The sequence below is a fragment of the Flavobacterium turcicum genome, assembly GCF_011365745.1.
Taxonomy (GTDB): domain Bacteria; phylum Bacteroidota; class Bacteroidia; order Flavobacteriales; family Flavobacteriaceae; genus Flavobacterium; species Flavobacterium turcicum.
Genome location: NZ_JAAOBY010000009.1, coordinates 148901 through 166397, shown reverse-complemented (window position 1 = coordinate 166397; position 17497 = coordinate 148901). Strand labels below are relative to the sequence as shown.

Genomic DNA, 17497 nt, shown 5'->3' with positions numbered 1-17497 from the left:
GTGCGCTTTAAGTAGCGTGATTCTTGAGGGTTTTCCATAAGGATACTTTTTGTGTATCGCTATTTTAGGACGGGACACTATAAGATAAAAAAAAGGCTCCTAATCATTTAGGAGCCTTTTTTGTTTTATTCTTGTGGGTTGTTCAATTTAGAATTTCTTTTTCCATAAAGGAAATAGATTACCATACCAATCGCTAGCCATCCTAATGAGAATAATTGAGCATCTTTACTCAAGTTTACCATCAAGTAGGTATTAATTGCGATTCCGCAAATTGCAATAACTGGTAACGCAGGTACTTTAAAACTGCGCTCTAAAGTAGGTTGTTTTACTCTCAAAATCCACACAGCGATACATACCATTGTAAAGGCAAATAAGGTACCAAAACTGGTCATTTCAGCAAGTTTACTAATTGGTGTAAAAGCTGCAACAATAGCAATAAATGCTCCTAATATCATCAAGTTTGTTCTTGGTGTTCCTGACAAAGGATTGATTTTTGAAAAAACCGGTGGGATTAATCCATCTTTTGACATTCCTAAGAAAATACGGGATTGTCCCATGATCATTACCATTAATACAGAAATTAAACCTACGGTAGCAGCAATAGTAATAATGTAGCCAGCCCAAGCTTGACCAGCAATATCAAATGCATATGCAACAGGTGCTTTGATCGCTTCTGGATATTTACCTAGTGGGTTGAAATCTTGGTAGCTAATCATACCAGTAAGTACTAGTGATACTAAGATATATAGAACGGTACAAACTAATAATGATGCAATAATAGCAAAAGGAACGTCTTTCTTCGGATTGATTGCTTCACCAGCTTGGGTAGAAACAGCATCAAAACCTACATAAGCAAAGAAAATAGCAGCTGCTCCTGAAACTATTCCGGCTACGCCATACGCTTCGTGTGGTTTGTCATCAACTATAATTGTTTGTGCTTCTGGGATAAATGGAGACCAGTTGTCTACATCAATAAAAAATGCTCCAGCAATAATTACAAATATTACGGCAGAAACTTTTAAGATTACAATAAAGTTGTTAGCGCTTGCTGCTTTCTCAGTACCTTTAATAAGTAATGAAATTACAAGCAATACAATTAGAAACGCCGGTAAGTTCATGCTAAATCCCTCTCCAGTATAACTTCCTGGGTCTGCAGTAAGCCATTCGGGTAATGATACTCCGAACATCTTGAGCATTTTATTAAAATAACCAGACCACGAAACGGCGACGGTCATAGATCCCATGGCGTATTCTAGAATTAATCCCCAGCCAATAATCCAGGCAAATATTTCTCCAATAGTTCCGTAAGCGTAAGCGTATGCAGAACCTTCAACAGGTAATATAGAAGCGAATTCAGAATAACATAATGCAGCAAATACACAGGCAATACCTGCAATTACAAACGAAAGAGCAAGTGCTGGACCTGCATGGTTGTATGCGCCTGTACCTGTTAATACAAATATTCCCCCTCCTATGATGGCTCCAATACCAATAGCGGTAAGGCTCCACTTACCTAAAACTCTTTTTAATTGACTTTTTTTCATATCAGCTTCAAAAGCCGATACTGGTTTAACTCTCCAGATTGACATGGTTGTTTAATGTTTTAAGTTATTAAGCACCAAATGTATTCTTTTTTACAAAAAATAAAAACAATTATTGAATTTTAAGTTGTAAAAAATGTCTCAAACTCTTTTTTATTATTGATTTGTCATATTTACCGCAATATGATAAAAGTTGGTTGTATGTTGAAAATCAATTTTTTTAAAGTAATTCGTAATGAGTTTCGTATTTATTTCTTATTTTTAAAAAGAATCTAGTTTGATACCAATTTTTAAAACCTATGAAAGGATTACAAACCATTGTTTCCTATTTTAACTATACTAAACAACAACGTACGGGTGTTTTAATACTGTTAGTTTTTATCGTCATATTACAAAGTTTGGTGTTTTTTTGTGATTGGTCTGTCATAGAAAAAAAAGATCCTAAGGAGCAAACGTGGTTGGCTCTGCAAAGTACCATCGACACACTTAGTAATAATGCTAAAAAAGCGTCTAATAAAATATATAAATTTAACCCTAATTTTATTTCTGACTATAAAGGATATAATTTAGGAATGTCAGTACTAGAGATTGACCGCCTATTCGCTTTTAGAAAACAAAATAAATACGTTAATTCAGCAGCTGAGTTTCAAATGGTGACTCAAATTTCAGATTCACTTTTAAAAGAGCTTACTCCAATGTTTCAGTTTCCGACTTGGGTATCAACGAAACCAAAAGGTGACTACACTAAAAAATCGTATGATTATAAAAAGGCTGCAGGAGCTAAAGAAAAAATCATTGTCAAAGATATCAATCTCGCAAACCAAGATGATCTTATGAAAATTTATGGTGTTGGTGAGGCATTATCTGCAAGAATTATCAAGCAGCGCTCCATTCTTGGTGGATTTGTAAGTATGGAGCAATTGACTGAAATTTGGGGCTTATCACCTGAGGTTGTTTTAGAATTGAATACACATTTTCATGTTAGCGCGTTGCCAGCTGTTTTAAAGTTAAACATCAATAATGCCTCGCTTAAGGAATTAAGTCAGTTTTATTATTTTAAAGGTGGCATTGCTCGTGATATAATCACTTATCGTAGCATGAAAGGAGATTTTGCAAAAATTGAGGATTTAACAAAAATTAAAGGATTTCCTGTTGATAAAGCAAAAATAATTGCCTTATATTTGGACTTTCGTTAGAAGTTGCTGGTTTTGGGAGCTATGTAGGTTTTTTATCCCGTTTAGTTTGAGTGAACTATTAGAGTAAAGCGCCTTTCTTTAGATTAGTTGATGTATTGTTGCATTTAATAATTGTAAGCCTCAGTCCAACAATGACGACCTTAATTTACATTTTTAAAAGAAAAAAATAATAGAATATGAATTCAGTTTACTTCACAGAAGAGCATCAGGCCTTCAGAGAAAGTTTAAAAGATTTTTTACAAAAAGAAGTGGTTCCTCACATTGAAAAATGGGAAAAAACAGGTACGATAGAGCGTTTTATCTGGAAAAAATTTGGCGATATGGGTTACTTTGGGATTAATTACCCAGAGGCCTACGGCGGGATGAATCTTGATTTGTTTTACACAGTTGTTTTTTTAGAAGAACTACAAAAGATAAAATCATCAGGTTTTGCTGCAGCAATGTGGGCGCATGCGTATTTAGCTATGACGCATTTAAATGCAGAAGGCGATGATAGAATCAAGCAAGATTATCTTGCGCCGAGTATTGCAGGTGAAAAAATTGGAGCATTGTGTATATCAGAACCTTTTGGAGGAAGTGATGTTGCGGGAATGCGCACCACCGCAGTTAGAAAAGGCGACAAATATATCATAAACGGATCGAAAACCTTTATCACTAATGGTGTTTACGCGGATTATTATATTGTGGCGGCCAAAACAAATCCGGAGTTGGGTAACAAAGGAATTAGTATCTTTTTGATGGATACCGGTCTAAAAGGAATATCAGCATCTAAACTTGATAAATTGGGATGGAGAGCATCGGATACGGCAGAGATCGCATTTGATAATGTAGAGATTCCTGCTGAAAATCTTATGGGTGAAGAAGGGAAAGGATTTCCGTACATCATGCAGCATTTTGCACTTGAACGCTTAATAATGGCAATTAATGCACATGCTAGAGGAGAATATGCAATTGATTATACTATCGATTATATGTCTCAACGTGAAGCTTTTGGAAAAAAGATAAGTAAATTTCAAGCCTTGCGTCACACCCTTGTAGAGCACGCTACAGAAGTAGAGCACTGTAAAATTTTTAATTATGCTGCTGTTGCTCGATTGGATAAAGGAGAATATGTAGTAAAAGAGGCTACAATGGCTAAGTTGAAATCAACCAAAGTTGCTGATGAGGCTATTTACAGTTGTTTGCAGATGCTAGGTGGTTATGGTTATATGGAAGAGTATCCTTTGGCGCGTTTATTTAGAGACAGTCGCTTAGGGCCAATTGGAGGCGGTACTTCAGAGATTTTAAAAGAAATTTTAGGAAAAATGATTATTGATGATCAAAGTTACGAGCCAGCTGTGAAATAGTTGCTCTGAAATTACATAGCGATTTTCGAAAAATTTCTAATTTTTTAATTTTGGAGATAAAAACATTCAAATTAAATTAAAAGTGATTTGTAGAAAATTGTAAAATGTATAAATGTTTTTAAACTATATAAAAAAGCGACATTCAGTTACGATTGTCGCTTTTTTCGTTTATCCCTTCTACGATTATTTCTTGAACAATCTCATGTTCTCCCTCTTCTAAGTTTTCTGTTAAGTGCTGTTGTTCGGAAGTTTTCTTATTGATGAAAAACTTTGCGTAAATCGGAAAATGATCAGATCCAAAATATTCTAAACTTTTCAATTCGTCTATAAATACATCTGGTGTATGAAACATCAAATCAATAGGGAATCTTAAAAACCAATATTTGGTATGAAAACTTGAAATGAATCCGCGACCAATTCTGCCGTCAATTGTCTCGCTAGTTTTTCTAAATAGGATGGAGGATTTTGCCCAAGCCACATTATTGAAATCCCCAACTACAACACAAGTATCTGCATTCTGTCTTATTTTTTTTGCAACACTTAAAAGTTCTCCATCACGCTCTTTGGAATTTTCTTCTTCAGTAGGACTTGGTGGAGGCGGATGAACTGCAAAGAAAGTAAATTCAAAACCGTCAGCTGTTTTTATTTTAGCCTCGATACTTGGTAAATCGTCGGCCACAAAATAATGAACATTGTGATTTGTAATTTTTAACTTAGAATACAAATGCATTCCATAGGTGTTGCTTAAAGCTACTTTTACATTGTATTTGTATTTTTGATCCAAAACTAAGAGTGCCTTTTCCCAATTTTCATCAGATTCCATGGTTAAAACAATATCTGGATTGTATTTGTGAACTAAAGCTATAAATTTTTCATATTCTGTATTGTCTTGAAATATGTTTGCTGAAAGGACAGTGATTAATTCTGAAGAAACATCGCAAGGCTCTCTTTGTACTGACTTGTAAAAAGACGTGTATTTGTAAAGGGCGGTAAGATGCATTGTTATAACAACAAAAGTCAATATCTGAAGAGTTTGTATCCAAACTTCTGATTGATTTAACAGGATAAAGCTAAAAACCAAAGCCGTAATCTGTAAAATAAGTATTTGGATTTTCCCAAACTCAAAAAATCTATAGAACCAATGAGTTAGTGGCATATAGGGTAAAATACTCGCAAGAAGTAATAGAATAGAAATTACGATAAACCACATAAACTTTATTTTGTTAGTAAAATTAAATAAAATTATCCAAACACTTGTTAGTTCACTTTATTATTCTACTTTTGCAGACTAAAGAAAGGGGGTGTCTATATTATGTTAATTATACCAATTAAAGACGGAGAAAATATCGATAGAGCGTTAAAACGTTACAAAAGAAAATTTGATAAAACAGGAACTGTTCGTCAATTAAGAGCACGTACTGCTTTTATTAAGCCTTCAGTAACAAACAGAATCAAAATTCAAAAAGCGGCTTATATCCAAAATATGAAAGATAACTTAGAAAGTTAGTCGATTCTACAGTAATTATAAAAATAGCATTAGAGTTTTTTAACTTTATTGCTATTTTTTTTTGTTAAAAAAATTTTGTTTTTTAAGGTTTTTTTTAAAACAAATCTTACATTTGTTTTATTATCTGTTAAAAGGAAAATTATTAAAATTACGGTGCAGTGTATAATGATGTTGAATGGTCTGGATCAAGGCTTATTCAAAAAGAATAAAACATCTTATTAATATGTAAAACACTATTAACCATGAAAAAAATCTTAATTTTTACAGCTGTTTTAATCTTTTCAACGCTTGCCTATTCGCAAAAAGAAAGTGATTTATCGAGAAATTTATTTAAAGTCAATATTTTAGCACCAGGCTTGACCTATGAGCGGGTTTTAGGTGATAAGACAACTTTTAATGTTGATGTTAATTTGTCATTTGGAGGCACGAGTAAGGGAGGTGGGCAATTAAAACTGTTGGCATCCCCATTCGGCAGAGCTCAATATCGTTATTATTATAATTTAGAAAAACGCTTGGCCAAAAATAAATCAATAAGAGTTAATTCAGCTGCTTATATTGCTCCTTCTATTAGTTATTATATGAAGCCTATAAATAATGGTTCTTATTTAAGCGATTATGACGGCCTTACAGCAGGGGCTGTGTGGGGATTTCAAAAAACATATAAAACAGGGATGAATCTTGGTGCGAATACAGGATTGGGATATAATTTCAGTAGTAATTTAGTTCATCAAGTTGTTCCTATTTTAAATTTTACTGTTGCATGGGTTATTCTAAAATAAGTAAAGTTTTATTTGTAGTAATTGTCAATACTTTTTTTGTCAATGCACAAAAAGTATTGCCTTTTTTGGGTGCGGGGCAAAATATCAATACATCTTTTGAAAATAATGGTTACCTAAATATTTCTACAGGAGTTCAATATAATCTACAGGATTTTATTAAGCCAGAGGTTGAATTCCGATTCTTTTTCGGCGCTTTGCAAAACAATACCACTTATGATTCTGCAAATTCTTTGATGCGGATAAAAGATATTTTTACAACTTTTCAGGCTTTAAATTGGAGTGTTACTCCCAATTTTTCTATTCCCTTGGATCAAGATAAACATTGGTACCTAGCAGTAAAGCCAAAATATAATTATGCCGAAATAAAAGCTTCAGATGCGATTTTTGTTTATCAAGAGACTAAAACAATTTATACAAAAGAAACCCGTAAAGGAGTTAGTCGCTCTTTTGGTTTAAACATGGGGGTTTTGGGTAAATTGTGGTCAGAATCCTATGATGCGGTTTTGTTGTCTGTTTTTGTAGATAATATCAACTTTAACAAGGTGATTAAAAGAACGCCCAATACAGATTTGGATACCAATTATGACTTAGGTTTTGAAGTTACTTACTACTTTAGTTTTAAAAAGAAAAAATAAAGAGAATTCGCAATCAAAGAGCACGTAGTGCTTTTGTTATGCCGTCAGTAACAAACAGAATCAAAATTCAAAAAATGGCTTATATCCAAAATATGAAAGTTAAATAGAAAGTTAGTCGATTCTACAGAAAATAGGAACCGTTAGTCATCAAAATTATTTAACTTTGATGCTAACGGTTTTTTTTATGGTTACAAGTATAGAAGCATTTGAACAATACCTCCGCTTGGAGAAAAAGTATTCCAATCACACCATTACGGCTTACAATAACGACTTAGTTTCTTTTAGAGACTTTGTATTTTTGAGATATCAGCAAGCTACAATTGATGATGTGCTGTATGTTCAAATAAGAGCTTGGATAGTAGAGTTAGTCGATCAGTCACTTTCAAACACTACGATAAATAGAAAAGTAGCGTCTCTTAAAGCTTTTTACAAATTTTTACTCCGAAGCAAGCAAATTAAAGCCAGTCCTTTGGCGACTCACAAGGCCTTAAAAACTCCCAAAATAATTCAGATTCCGTTTTCGGAACAAGAGATGGTGCAGGTTGCGGAGGTTTTTCCAAAAGGAACTGATTTTGAATCAGTACGTAATCAATTGATTGTAGAACTGTTTTATGCAACAGGGATGCGAAGGGCAGAGCTTATTGGGTTGGAGTTTAAAAATGTAGATCTAGGATCAGGTATTATTAAAGTTTTGGGTAAGAGGCAAAAAGAACGTTTGCTACCGGTGTTGCCGTTTTTATTAGATTCAATCAAGAAATACCTTGTTGTTAGGTCTGATTTAGAGATAGTTGAAGATTCGGGTTATTTTTTTCTCACGAAAAAAGGAACAAAATTAAACGAAAGTCTTGTGTATCGGTTAATAAATTCATACTTTAGTGAAGTGTCACACAAGCTAAAAAAAAGTCCTCATATTCTTCGTCACACTTTTGCTACTCATTTACTTAATAATGGTGCAGATTTAAATTCAGTCAAAGAATTGTTAGGGCATGCTAGTCTAGCTTCTACGCAGGTGTACACACATAGTAGTCTATCGGTTCTTCAAGAAGTGCATAAAAAAGCACATCCAAGGGGTTGATGACAAAACAATATTTAATAATTTTTAATAACGATGATTATGAAGGTAAGTGTTCACGCAGTTAACTTTACTGTTGACAGAAAGTTAGTCGATTTTGTTCAAGAACGAATGGATAAATTAGAAAAGTACTACGATAAGGTCGTCTCGTCTGATGTGTATTTGAAAGTGGAAAAAACGAGTGAGAAAGAAAATAAAATTGTCGAAGTAAAAATTAATGTACCCGGTGATGAGTTGTTGGTCAAAAAACAATGCAAAACTTTTGAAGAAGCGACAGAGTTGGCCGCAGAATCTCTAGAGCGAATGCTTCTAAAACGAAAAGAAAAGATTAGTTCGCACATTTAATATAAAATTTTTTCAAAAAATGTTTTGATTGCTAGATAAAATCTATACATTTGCAGTCCGTTAGAAATAGCGGACTTTTTTTATCAATTTGCCAGCGTAGCTCAGTTGGCTAGAGCAGCTGATTTGTAATCAGCAGGTCGTGGGTTCGAGTCCCTCCGCCGGCTCCAAGTTAACATATTGAAAGATAAAGAAAGTGAGGGGAGATACTCAAGCGGCCAACGAGGGCAGACTGTAAATCTGCTGTGTGAACTTCGCAGGTTCGAATCCTGCTCTCCCCACAAGAATAAAACTTAGTTGCTTTAGAAAAGTATACAGCTTCTCTTTTATAAACTAAGCTCTTTGATAAGAGGTTCTGCCGACTTAGCTCAGAGGTAGAGTGCTTCCTTGGTAAGGAAGAGGTCACGGGTTCAATTCCCGTAGTTGGCTCAAGTAAGTAGGAAATAAAAATTAATATATAACAAGATTAAAATTAAGTAAAATGGCAAAAGAAACCTTTAACCGTTCGAAACCACACTTAAATATTGGTACGATCGGACACGTAGATCACGGTAAAACTACTTTAACAGCAGCAATCACAAAAGTATTATCTGATGCTGGTTACTGTCAAGCAAAATCATTTGATCAAATTGATAATGCTCCTGAAGAAAAAGAAAGAGGTATTACTATCAATACATCACACGTTGAGTACGAAACTGCTAACCGTCACTACGCACACGTTGACTGTCCAGGTCACGCGGATTACGTAAAGAACATGGTTACTGGTGCTGCTCAAATGGATGGAGCTATCCTTGTTGTAGCTGCAACTGATGGACCAATGCCACAAACACGTGAGCACATCCTTTTAGGTCGCCAAGTAGGTATTCCTAGAATGGTTGTTTTCATGAACAAAGTTGACATGGTAGACGACGCTGAGTTGTTAGAGCTTGTTGAAATGGAAATTAGAGATTTATTATCTTTCTATGAATATGATGGTGACAACTGTCCAGTAATCCAAGGTTCTGCTTTAGGAGGATTGAACAATGACGCTGCATGGGTTCCTAAAATTTTAGAATTGATGGAAGCTGTTGATAACTGGATCGAAGAGCCATTACGTGATACTGACAAACCATTCTTGATGCCAGTTGAGGATGTATTTACAATTACTGGTCGTGGAACTGTTGCTACAGGTCGTATCGAAACAGGAATTGCTAACACTGGAGATCCAGTTGAAATCATTGGTATGGGAGCTGAGAAATTGACTTCTACTATCACTGGAGTTGAGATGTTCCGTAAAATCCTTGATAGAGGAGAAGCTGGAGATAACGTAGGTTTGTTGTTGAGAGGTATTGATAAAGAATCTATCAAAAGAGGAATGGTTATCATTAAGCCAGGATCTGTTAAGCCACACGCAACTTTCAAAGCTGAGGTTTATATCTTGAAAAAAGAAGAAGGTGGACGTCACACTCCATTCCATAATAACTACCGTCCACAGTTCTACGTACGTACAACTGACGTAACAGGAGTTATTACTTTACCAGAAGGAGTAGAGATGGTAATGCCAGGTGATAACTTAACTATCAATGTATCTTTGTTAAGCCCAATCGCAATGAGCGTTGGTTTACGTTTCGCTATCCGTGAAGGTGGTAGAACAGTAGGTGCTGGACAAGTAACTGAAATCGTAGGTTAATCCACGAAATATACAATCAAAAAATAGTGTCGTTTAACGATGACACTATTTTTTATTCTACGGGCGTAGTTCAAGGGTAGAATAGCGGTCTCCAAAACCGTTGATGGGGGTTCGAATCCCTCCGCCCGTGCAAAAAAATAAATCACAATGACAAAAGTTGTAAATTACATATCAGAGGCATTTGAGGAATTAAAATCAAATGTAACTTGGCCGGAATGGTCTGAAGTACAGCGTCTAACCATTGTTGTAGCTGTATTTTCTGTTTTATTTGCCTTGGGGACTTGGGGAGTAGATGAGATTTTCGCAAAAGCTTTAGCTGGATTTTTTAATTGGATAAAAGCTTAATTTTTGTTATGGCAGATAATAATGTGAAGAAGTGGTATGTCGTTAGAGCGGTTAGTGGGCAGGAGAACAAAGTAAAAGCATATATCGAGACCGAAATCGCAAGATTAGGAATGGAAGATTATGTTTCTCAAGTTCTTGTTCCAACCGAAAAAGTCGTTACTGTTAAGGAAGGAAAAAAATTAGTTAAAGACAAGGTTTATTTTCCTGGTTATGTAATGATTGAAGCGAATCTTGTTGGTGAAATACCACATATCATTAAGTCTATAACAAGTGTTATTGGTTTTCTAGGAGAAGTTAAAGGTGGAGAGCCTGTTCCGTTAAGAATGTCGGAAGTTAACAGAATGCTAGGCAAAGTTGATGAGTTGGCTGTTAATACAGATACACGTGCTATTCCGTTCAATATGGGCGAAACTGTAAAAGTAATTGACGGACCATTTAATGGATTTAACGGAACGGTTGAAAAAATTAATGAAGAAAAGCGTAAACTTGAAGTAATGGTTAAAATTTTCGGAAGAAAAACACCTTTAGAATTGAGTTTCATGCAAGTTGAAAAAGTATAATTTTTGTTACATCTATAATAATCATTGTTGCCGCTTCCATTGGTAGCAATGTTAAATTTTTTAAAAATGGCTAAAGAAATTAGTAAGGTAGTTAAACTACAAGTTAAGGGAGGTGCTGCGAACCCGTCGCCACCGGTTGGACCTGCTTTAGGAGCTGCTGGGGTAAACATCATGGAATTCTGTAAGCAATTTAATGCTAGAACTCAAGATAAACCCGGCAAAATATGCCCAGTACAAATTACTGTGTATAAAGACAAATCATTTGATTTTGTTGTTAAGACTCCTCCAGCGGCTGTCCAGTTATTGGAAGCTGCAAAGCTAAAGTCAGGATCTGGTGAACCAAATCGTAAAAAAGTAGCTAGCGTTACTTGGGATGTTATCAAAGCAATTGCTGAAGATAAAATGGTAGATTTAAATGCATTCACAATCGAATCTGCTATGAGCATGATTGCTGGAACTGCTAGATCTATGGGTATAACTATATCAGGAGATTCTCCTTTTTAATTAAGAGATAGACATGGCAAAATTGACAAAAAAGCAAAAAGAGGCTGCTTCAAAAATTGAAAAGAACAAATTATATTCTTTGAAAGATGCTGCGGCATTAATCAAAGTTGTTGCTTCTGCAAAATTTGATGAGTCTGTTGATATCGCAGTTCGTTTGGGTGTAGATCCAAGAAAAGCGAATCAAATGGTAAGAGGTGTAGTTACTTTACCTCATGGTACTGGTAAAGATGTTAAAGTATTAGCATTAGTTACTCCAGATAAAGAAGCGGAAGCTTTGGCAGCTGGTGCAGACTATGTTGGTCTTGATGATTACCTTCAAAAAATTAAAGATGGTTGGACAGATGTTGATGTTATCATCACTATGCCGGCTGTTATGGGTAAATTAGGTCCATTAGGTCGTATTTTAGGACCTAGAGGTTTAATGCCTAACCCAAAAACAGGTACTGTAACTATGGATGTTGCAAAAGCTGTTCAAGAAGTTAAAGCTGGTAAAATCGATTTCAAAGTTGATAAAACTGGTATTGTACATGCAGGAATTGGTAAGGTATCATTTGGTGCTGAGCAAATTTATGACAATGCACACGAAATTATTCAAACATTAATCAAACTTAAGCCAACTGCTGCTAAAGGTACCTACATTAAAGGTATTCACCTTACAAGCACAATGAGTCCAGCTATTGCATTGGATCCAAAAGCAGTATAATTGGTAGTTAATAATTTTTAGTATGACTAGAGAAGAAAAATCAATCGCGATTGAAGATTTAACTGCACAGTTAGCTGGTACAAATATCATTTACATATCTGATATTTCAGGACTTAATGCAGAGACTACTTCAAGCTTGAGAAGAGCTTGCTTTAAAGCAGGTATAAAATTAGAGGTTGTAAAAAACACTTTGCTTGCAAAAGCAATGGAAGCATCTGACAATGATTATGGAGATTTGCCATCAGTATTAACTGGTAACAGTGCAATCTTTATTTCAGATGTTGCAAATGCACCTGGAAAAATTATTAAAGATTTCAGAAAAAAATCAGCAAAGCCTGTATTGAAAGGAGCTTACATTAATTCTGAAGTTTACATCGGAGACGATCAATTAGATGCGTTAGCAACTATCAAATCTAAAGAAGAGCTTATTGGCGAAATCATTGGATTATTACAATCTCCTGCACAAAGAGTTATCTCGGCTTTACAAAACCAATTCGCTAATAGCGAAGAGTCAACTGTGGAAGCAGAGGCATAATAGCTATATTTCAAACTATAGTTATTTAAATTAGCGCACAATAAATAAATTATATTTTTACAAATCATTTTAAAACGATAGAAAAAATGGCAGATTTGAAACAATTCGCAGAACAATTAGTTAATCTTACTGTAAAAGAAGTTAACGAATTAGCAACAATATTAAAAGATGAGTATGGAATCGAACCAGCTGCTGCAGCTGTAGTAGTTTCAGGTGGTGGTGAAGCTGCTGCTGAAGAAGTTCAAACTGAGTTTACAGTTGTATTGAAAGAAGCTGGTGCTTCTAAATTAGCAGTTGTGAAGTTGGTTAAAGAACTTACAGGTTTAGGTTTGAAAGAAGCTAAAGATGTAGTTGATAGTGCTCCAAGTACTGTTAAAGAAGGTGTAACTAAAGAAGAGGCTGAAGGTCTTAAAAAATCTTTAGAAGAAGCTGGAGCTGTAGTTGAGCTTAAATAGTTAAACTAAGTTTATAAAATAAGGTTTAGGTCTTGAGTTTAGTCACTCAATGACCTAAACCATTTTTCGTATAACAAAAGTCTAGCTTGCATTACAACAAACTAGCACGTAGAATACCCTATTTATTTCCATTACGAGGAAAAAAAATTAATAGATAATAAGAAAGTAGTTATCCCAATAATTAATTTTTAAAGATGTTATGGTTATAAAATGTGTTTTTAGAACTCTAAAATTCACAAAACAAATTACTTTTTTAATCAAAATTTTGTCCATTGATGCTAACAAATCAGACTGAAAGATTGAATTTTGCCTCAACAAAAAATATTCCTGACTATCCAGATTTTCTAGATGTTCAGGTTAAGTCGTTTAAAGATTTTTTTCAATTAGAAACTAAATCAGACGAGAGAGGTGACGAAGGGCTTTACAATACCTTCATGGAAAATTTTCCAATAACTGATACAAGAAACAACTTCGTATTAGAGTTCCTTGATTATTTTGTAGATCCTCCACGTTATACAATTCAAGAATGTATAGAAAGAGGTCTTACTTACAGCGTGCCATTAAAGGCTAGACTTAAACTGTACTGTACTGACCCAGAACACGAAGATTTTGAAACTATTGTTCAAGATGTTTATCTTGGTACAATTCCTTATATGACGCCTAGTGGTACCTTTGTTATCAATGGTGCTGAGCGTGTAGTTGTATCGCAATTGCACCGTTCTCCGGGTGTTTTCTTTGGTCAATCATTCCATGCAAATGGTACAAAATTGTATTCGGCGAGAGTAATTCCGTTTAAAGGTTCTTGGATTGAATTTTCTACTGATATCAATAGCGTAATGTATGCTTACATTGATAGAAAGAAAAAATTACCAGTAACCACTCTTTTCAGAGCTATCGGTTTTGAAAGAGATAAAGATATTCTTGAAATTTTTGACCTTGCTGAAGAAATTAAGGTTTCTAAAACTGGTCTTAAAAAATATATTGGTAGAAAACTTGCTGCACGTGTATTGAACACTTGGCACGAGGATTTCGTAGATGAAGATACTGGTGAAGTTGTATCTATCGAACGTAACGAAATAATCCTTGATAGAGATACTATTATCGACAAAGATAATGTGGAAGAAATCATTGATTCTAACGTTAAGTCTATCTTGTTGCATAAAGAAGATGCTAATCAAGGTGATTATGCTATCATTCATAATACATTGCAAAAGGATCCAACAAACTCTGAGAAAGAGGCTGTTGAGCATATCTATAGACAATTGCGTAACGCAGAACCGCCTGATGAAGAAACAGCACGTGGTATCATTGATAAATTATTTTTCTCTGATCAACGTTATAACTTAGGTGAAGTAGGTCGTTACAGAATTAATAAAAAGTTAGGTTTAGATACCCCGATGGAAAAGCAAGTCTTGACCAAAGAGGATATCATAACTATCGTGAAATATTTGATTGAATTAATCAACTCTAAAGCGGAGATTGACGATATTGATCACTTATCTAACCGAAGAGTAAGAACAGTTGGTGAACAACTTTCTCAACAATTTGGTGTTGGTCTTGCTCGTATGGCAAGAACAATTCGCGAAAGAATGAACGTGAGAGATAATGAGGTGTTTACACCTATTGATTTGATCAATGCTAAAACATTATCTTCTGTAATTAATTCATTCTTTGGTACCAACCAATTGTCTCAATTTATGGACCAAACCAATCCATTGGCTGAAATCACGCACAAGCGAAGATTATCTGCACTTGGACCTGGTGGACTTTCAAGAGAAAGAGCAGGATTTGAGGTTCGTGACGTTCACTATACCCACTACGGGCGTTTATGTCCGATCGAAACTCCTGAGGGACCAAACATTGGATTGATTTCTTCACTTGGTGTTTATGCTAAAGTAAATGGAATGGGATTCATCGAAACTCCTTACCGTAAAGTAACTAATGGTGTTGTAGATTTAGAATCTACTCCAGTTTACCTTAGTGCCGAGGAAGAGGAAGGAATGTTAATTGCACAAGCTAACATTCAAATGGACAATTCTGGAAAGATTACTGCCGAAGACGTAATTGCGCGTCAAGAAGGTGATTTCCCTGTTATTGACCCATCAAATGTTGATTATACTGACGTTGCTCCAAACCAAATTGCTTCTATTTCTGCATCTTTGATTCCTTTCTTGGAGCATGATGATGCGAACAGAGCCTTGATGGGATCGAACATGATGCGTCAGGCCGTACCTTTGATACGCCCTGAAGCTCCAATTGTAGGTACCGGTTTAGAGCGTCAAGTAGCTTCTGATTCTAGAGTATTGATTAATGCTGAAGGTCATGGAGTTATTGAGTATGTTGACGCAAACATCATCACTATCAAATATGATCGTTCTGAAGAAGAAAGAATGGTAAGTTTTGAGCCAGATGAAAAAACATACAACTTAATTAAGTTTAGAAAAACCAACCAAGGAACAAGTATTAACTTGAAACCTATCGTAAGAAAAGGTGATAGAGTTGTTCCAGGTCAAGTTTTATCTGAAGGATATGCTACTCAAAATGGAGAATTAGCATTAGGTCGTAACTTGAAAGTGGCGTTTATGCCATGGAAAGGTTATAACTTTGAGGATGCGATTGTAATTTCTGAGAAAGTAGTTCGTGATGACATCTTTACTTCTATCCACGTAGATGATTACTCATTAGAAGTAAGAGATACGAAATTGGGTAACGAAGAATTAACGAACGATATTCCTAACGTTTCTGAAGAGGCTACAAAAGACTTGGATGAAAACGGTATGATTAGAATTGGAGCCGAGGTGAAACCTGGTGATATTCTTATCGGAAAGATTACTCCAAAAGGAGAATCAGATCCAACTCCTGAGGAAAAATTATTACGTGCCATCTTTGGTGACAAAGCGGGTGATGTAAAAGATGCTTCTTTGAAAGCTTCTCCTTCTTTACATGGTGTTGTTTTAGATAAAAAATTGTTCGCAAGAGCGGTAAAAGATAAGCGTAAACGTACACAAGACAAGGATGCTTTAGGAGCACTTGAAATGGAGTTTGAAGTGAAATTTGTTGAATTGAAAGACAAATTAGTTGAAAAACTTTTCTTGATCGTTAACGGAAAAACATCTCAAGGTGTAATGAATGATTTGGGTGAAGAAGTTTTACCAAAAGGTAAAAAATACACTCAAAAAATGCTTTATGCAGTAGAGGATTTTGCTCACTTAAGTAAAGGCCAATGGGTAGCTGATGATGCTACTAATACAATGGTTAATGATTTAATTCATAACTATAAAATTAAGTTGAACGACTTACAAGGTGCATTACGTAGAGAGAAATTCACGATTACTGTTGGAGATGAATTACCAGCAGGAATTTTGAAATTAGCAAAAGTATACATCGCTAAAAAACGTAAGTTAAAAGTGGGTGATAAGATGGCGGGTCGTCACGGTAACAAAGGTATTGTTGCTCGTATCGTACGTCATGAAGATATGCCTTTCCTTGAAGATGGAACACCAGTTGATATCGTGTTGAACCCACTTGGGGTACCTTCTCGTATGAACATTGGTCAGATTTATGAAACGGTATTAGGATGGGCTGGTATGAACTTGGGTAGAAAATTTGCTACACCAATTTTTGACGGAGCATCTTTAGACGAAATCAACGCTTTAACAGATGAAGCTGGAGTACCTCGTTTTGGTCATACGCATTTGTATGATGGTGGTACTGGAGAGCGTTTCCACCAAGCTGCAACTGTGGGTGTAATTTACATGTTGAAATTAGGTCACATGGTTGATGACAAGATGCACGCACGTTCTATCGGACCGTACTCTTTAATCACTCAGCAGCCACTTGGAGGTAAAGCACAATTTGGAGGTCAGCGTTTTGGAGAGATGGAGGTTTGGGCATTAGAGGCTTATGGAGCTTCTAGTACACTTCGTGAAATCTTGACAGTGAAATCAGATGACGTAATTGGTAGAGCTAAAACGTACGAGGCAATCGTTAAAGGAGAATCTATGCCAGAGCCAGGATTACCTGAATCATTCAATGTATTGATGCATGAATTGAAAGGTCTTGGTTTAGATATCAGATTAGAAGAATAATATTCAGTAAAAAGTGGTCAGTGTTCAATGTATGTTGAATACTGAACACTGATTACTTTTTAAATTAGTTTTCAAGATTTATACCCGTAAACCGTTCCGATTTTTTATTGAGTTTTAGAGTTTAATAACTAGCACTTCAAGCAAGGGCTTGAGGTTTAGAGAAGTAATTCGTGGTAGTGTTATTGTTGAGGATTGAACTAAATGTTTAAGACCGAGACCA

The 17497-nt window shown here is 35.2% G+C and carries 17 protein-coding genes and 4 tRNA genes; 19 read left to right on the top strand and 2 right to left on the bottom strand.

What is annotated here, in order from left to right:
• Positions 1–125: 125 nt before the first annotated feature.
• Positions 126–1589 carry an APC family permease gene (locus G9Q29_RS14115; RefSeq protein WP_166138814.1) on the bottom strand — a complete coding sequence of 488 codons (1464 nt, stop codon included), beginning with the start codon at positions 1587–1589 and terminating at the stop codon, positions 126–128.
• Positions 1590–1840: 251 nt separating this feature from the next.
• Here G9Q29_RS14115 and G9Q29_RS14110 point away from each other — a divergent pair, with 251 nt between their 5' ends.
• Together G9Q29_RS14110 and G9Q29_RS14105 are read left to right on the top strand one after the other, a co-directional pair.
• Complete coding sequence (locus G9Q29_RS14110) at positions 1841–2737, top strand: ComEA family DNA-binding protein (RefSeq protein ID WP_166138810.1); 897 nt, start codon at positions 1841–1843, stop codon at positions 2735–2737.
• 176 nt (positions 2738–2913) lie between these two features.
• Positions 2914–4083, top strand: a complete 1170-nt coding sequence (locus G9Q29_RS14105; protein WP_166138807.1) for an acyl-CoA dehydrogenase family protein — start codon at positions 2914–2916, stop codon at positions 4081–4083.
• A gap of 142 nt (positions 4084–4225) precedes the next feature.
• Here the strand turns inward: G9Q29_RS14105 and G9Q29_RS14100 are convergent, their stop codons facing one another.
• Positions 4226–5083, bottom strand: coding sequence for an endonuclease/exonuclease/phosphatase family protein (locus G9Q29_RS14100; RefSeq protein ID WP_166138804.1), 858 nt, complete (start codon positions 5081–5083; stop codon positions 4226–4228).
• A 312-nt stretch (positions 5084–5395) separates the two neighbouring features.
• On the opposite strand from G9Q29_RS14100, the gene rpsU reads away from it, so the two are divergent.
• From rpsU to rpoB, 17 genes are all read left to right on the top strand, one after another.
• Positions 5396–5590, top strand: coding sequence for a 30S ribosomal protein S21 (gene rpsU, locus G9Q29_RS14095; RefSeq protein WP_072993116.1), 195 nt, complete (start codon positions 5396–5398; stop codon positions 5588–5590).
• Positions 5591–5832: 242 nt separating this feature from the next.
• Positions 5833–6369: a DUF3575 domain-containing protein gene (locus G9Q29_RS14090; protein ID WP_166138801.1), complete on the top strand. Its 537-nt coding sequence runs from the start codon at positions 5833–5835 to the stop codon at positions 6367–6369.
• Positions 6351–7004 carry a hypothetical protein gene (locus G9Q29_RS14085; RefSeq protein ID WP_166138797.1) on the top strand — a complete coding sequence of 218 codons (654 nt, stop codon included), beginning with the start codon at positions 6351–6353 and terminating at the stop codon, positions 7002–7004. Before G9Q29_RS14090 ends, G9Q29_RS14085 begins: the two co-directional genes overlap by 19 nt.
• Before the next feature lie 184 nt (positions 7005–7188).
• Positions 7189–8079, top strand: a complete 891-nt coding sequence (locus tag G9Q29_RS14080; protein ID WP_166138794.1) for a tyrosine-type recombinase/integrase — start codon at positions 7189–7191, stop codon at positions 8077–8079.
• Between the two features lie 39 nt (positions 8080–8118).
• Positions 8119–8421, top strand: a complete 303-nt coding sequence (hpf, locus tag G9Q29_RS14075; protein ID WP_166138791.1) for a ribosome hibernation-promoting factor, HPF/YfiA family — start codon at positions 8119–8121, stop codon at positions 8419–8421.
• A gap of 90 nt (positions 8422–8511) precedes the next feature.
• Positions 8512–8588 (top strand) — tRNA-Thr (locus G9Q29_RS14070).
• 30 nt (positions 8589–8618) lie between these two features.
• Positions 8619–8699: transfer RNA gene (locus tag G9Q29_RS14065), tRNA-Tyr, on the top strand.
• 76 nt (positions 8700–8775) lie between these two features.
• Positions 8776–8847: transfer RNA gene (locus G9Q29_RS14060), tRNA-Thr, on the top strand.
• A gap of 52 nt (positions 8848–8899) precedes the next feature.
• On the top strand, positions 8900–10087 hold the full coding sequence (gene tuf, locus G9Q29_RS14055; RefSeq protein ID WP_166138789.1) for an elongation factor Tu: 1188 nt from the start codon (positions 8900–8902) through the stop codon (positions 10085–10087).
• A 59-nt stretch (positions 10088–10146) separates the two neighbouring features.
• Positions 10147–10217, top strand: a tRNA-Trp gene (locus G9Q29_RS14050).
• A gap of 17 nt (positions 10218–10234) precedes the next feature.
• The gene (gene secE, locus G9Q29_RS14045; RefSeq protein ID WP_086455318.1) at positions 10235–10432 is read left to right on the top strand and encodes a preprotein translocase subunit SecE; all 198 of its coding nucleotides are present in this window, start codon (positions 10235–10237) and stop codon (positions 10430–10432) included.
• Between the two features lie 8 nt (positions 10433–10440).
• On the top strand, positions 10441–10992 hold the full coding sequence (nusG, locus tag G9Q29_RS14040; protein WP_166138786.1) for a transcription termination/antitermination protein NusG: 552 nt from the start codon (positions 10441–10443) through the stop codon (positions 10990–10992).
• Positions 10993–11058: 66 nt separating this feature from the next.
• Positions 11059–11496 carry a 50S ribosomal protein L11 gene (gene rplK, locus G9Q29_RS14035; RefSeq protein WP_166138783.1) on the top strand — a complete coding sequence of 146 codons (438 nt, stop codon included), beginning with the start codon at positions 11059–11061 and terminating at the stop codon, positions 11494–11496.
• Between the two features lie 13 nt (positions 11497–11509).
• On the top strand, positions 11510–12199 hold the full coding sequence (gene rplA / locus G9Q29_RS14030; RefSeq protein WP_166138779.1) for a 50S ribosomal protein L1: 690 nt from the start codon (positions 11510–11512) through the stop codon (positions 12197–12199).
• Between the two features lie 22 nt (positions 12200–12221).
• Positions 12222–12734, top strand: coding sequence for a 50S ribosomal protein L10 (rplJ, locus tag G9Q29_RS14025; RefSeq protein ID WP_166138776.1), 513 nt, complete (start codon positions 12222–12224; stop codon positions 12732–12734).
• Between the two features lie 86 nt (positions 12735–12820).
• Entirely contained in the window at positions 12821–13189 is a 369-nt protein-coding gene (rplL, locus tag G9Q29_RS14020; RefSeq protein ID WP_166138772.1) for a 50S ribosomal protein L7/L12, read from the top strand.
• Positions 13190–13464: 275 nt separating this feature from the next.
• Positions 13465–17277, top strand: coding sequence for a DNA-directed RNA polymerase subunit beta (gene rpoB, locus G9Q29_RS14015; protein WP_166138767.1), 3813 nt, complete (start codon positions 13465–13467; stop codon positions 17275–17277).
• Positions 17278–17497 lie beyond the last annotated feature (220 nt).

What these genes read in the sequence shown, in the direction of transcription:
- nusG (WP_166138786.1), top strand. Translation starts at nt 10,441, where the DNA reads ATGGCAGATAATAATGTGAAGAAGTGGTATGTCGTTAGAGCGGTTAGT.
- rpsU (WP_072993116.1), top strand. Translation starts at nt 5,396, where the DNA reads ATGTTAATTATACCAATTAAAGACGGAGAAAATATCGATAGAGCGTTA.
- G9Q29_RS14110 (WP_166138810.1), top strand. Translation starts at nt 1,841, where the DNA reads ATGAAAGGATTACAAACCATTGTTTCCTATTTTAACTATACTAAACAA.
- G9Q29_RS14105 (WP_166138807.1), top strand. Translation starts at nt 2,914, where the DNA reads ATGAATTCAGTTTACTTCACAGAAGAGCATCAGGCCTTCAGAGAAAGT.
- G9Q29_RS14115 (WP_166138814.1), bottom strand. Translation starts at nt 1,589, where the DNA reads ATGTCAATCTGGAGAGTTAAACCAGTATCGGCTTTTGAAGCTGATATG.
- hpf (WP_166138791.1), top strand. Translation starts at nt 8,119, where the DNA reads ATGAAGGTAAGTGTTCACGCAGTTAACTTTACTGTTGACAGAAAGTTA.
- rplK (WP_166138783.1), top strand. Translation starts at nt 11,059, where the DNA reads ATGGCTAAAGAAATTAGTAAGGTAGTTAAACTACAAGTTAAGGGAGGT.
- rpoB (WP_166138767.1), top strand. Translation starts at nt 13,465, where the DNA reads ATGCTAACAAATCAGACTGAAAGATTGAATTTTGCCTCAACAAAAAAT.
- rplL (WP_166138772.1), top strand. Translation starts at nt 12,821, where the DNA reads ATGGCAGATTTGAAACAATTCGCAGAACAATTAGTTAATCTTACTGTA.
- G9Q29_RS14100 (WP_166138804.1), bottom strand. Translation starts at nt 5,083, where the DNA reads ATGCATCTTACCGCCCTTTACAAATACACGTCTTTTTACAAGTCAGTA.
- secE (WP_086455318.1), top strand. Translation starts at nt 10,235, where the DNA reads ATGACAAAAGTTGTAAATTACATATCAGAGGCATTTGAGGAATTAAAA.
- rplA (WP_166138779.1), top strand. Translation starts at nt 11,510, where the DNA reads ATGGCAAAATTGACAAAAAAGCAAAAAGAGGCTGCTTCAAAAATTGAA.
- tuf (WP_166138789.1), top strand. Translation starts at nt 8,900, where the DNA reads ATGGCAAAAGAAACCTTTAACCGTTCGAAACCACACTTAAATATTGGT.
- G9Q29_RS14080 (WP_166138794.1), top strand. Translation starts at nt 7,189, where the DNA reads ATGGTTACAAGTATAGAAGCATTTGAACAATACCTCCGCTTGGAGAAA.
- rplJ (WP_166138776.1), top strand. Translation starts at nt 12,222, where the DNA reads ATGACTAGAGAAGAAAAATCAATCGCGATTGAAGATTTAACTGCACAG.
- G9Q29_RS14090 (WP_166138801.1), top strand. Translation starts at nt 5,833, where the DNA reads ATGAAAAAAATCTTAATTTTTACAGCTGTTTTAATCTTTTCAACGCTT.
- G9Q29_RS14085 (WP_166138797.1), top strand. Translation starts at nt 6,351, where the DNA reads ATGGGTTATTCTAAAATAAGTAAAGTTTTATTTGTAGTAATTGTCAAT.